This is a genomic window from Bradyrhizobium sp. YR681 (assembly GCF_000282615.1).
In the GTDB taxonomy this organism is placed as follows: domain Bacteria; phylum Pseudomonadota; class Alphaproteobacteria; order Rhizobiales; family Xanthobacteraceae; genus Bradyrhizobium.
The window spans coordinates 1-998 of record NZ_AKIY01000163.1 but is presented as its reverse complement, the minus strand read 5'-3'; the positions used below and the strand labels follow the sequence as shown (position 1 = coordinate 998).

Sequence of the window (998 nt, the reverse complement as noted above, 5' to 3'; positions counted from 1 at the left end):
GGGATCTACTGAGCCCGCCTGCATCGGCTGGCGCAGCCCCGGTCGCCTCGCGACCGGGGTTCGTCGTCTCAGCTCGCGAGCGCCGGCGCTTCCGCCGCACCGCGTTGCCGCGATCCGGCCTGCTCATCCGCGAGGGAGTTGCGCTGCGATATCCATCGCTCGGCGCGCGAGCGCCGCAGCGAGGGGGCAAAGAAGAAGCCCTGCGCGACGTCGCATCCGATCCGGCGGATGATCTCGAGCGCTTCCTGACTTTCGACGCCCTCGGCCACGACCTTCATGTTGAACGCCTTGGCCAGGGCAACGGAGGCATCGACGATCTTCATCATGTCGGCGTCGGTTTCACACCCCTTGATGAACGACTGATCGATCTTCAGCTCGCTGAACGGCAGCCGCGCCAGCGCCGCGAGCGACGAATAGCCGGTGCCGAAATCGTCAATGGCCGTTCCGATCTTCTTGATCCGCAGCCGCACCAGAATGTCGTTGGCGCAATCGACGTCGGCCATCGCCGTGGTCTCGGTGATCTCCACCGTCAGCGCCGACAGAGGGACATCCTGGCGGCGCAGGATTTCCTCGATCCGCTCGGGCAATGTCAGGTCCGACATCAGCGAGCCCGAAATGTTGACGGCGATGGTGAAGCCGGGATTGCGTTCGATCAGCTTGCGCCCCTGCGACATCGCCGACGACAGGACGCAGTCGGTCAACTCGCTTATCAGGCCGGCCTCCTCGGCGATCGGAATGAAGACCGCCGGCGAGACCATGCCGAATTCGGCGGTCTGCCAGCGCGCGAGCGCCTCGGCACCGACGACCTTTCCGGTCTGAAGCGCGATCTTCGGCTGGAATTCGACGAAGAACTCCCCGTCCGCGAGGCCGCGCGCGATTTTGTCGGGCGTGATCCGGAGCATGGGCGAGGCGGATGTCGCGACCAGAGGCGACCGCTGCGGCAATTCGAGTGCGGCGCGCAGGCGACTGAGATCGAGCGGCTTGGTCAGGCAGCCGCC

1 protein-coding gene is annotated in these 998 nt (G+C 65.9%); it reads right to left on the bottom strand.

What is annotated here, in order from left to right:
• Positions 1 to 68 precede the first annotated feature (68 nt).
• The coding region (locus tag PMI42_RS12805) for an EAL domain-containing protein (RefSeq protein ID WP_008134616.1) at positions 69 to 998 on the bottom strand (930 nt) is incomplete at its 5' end.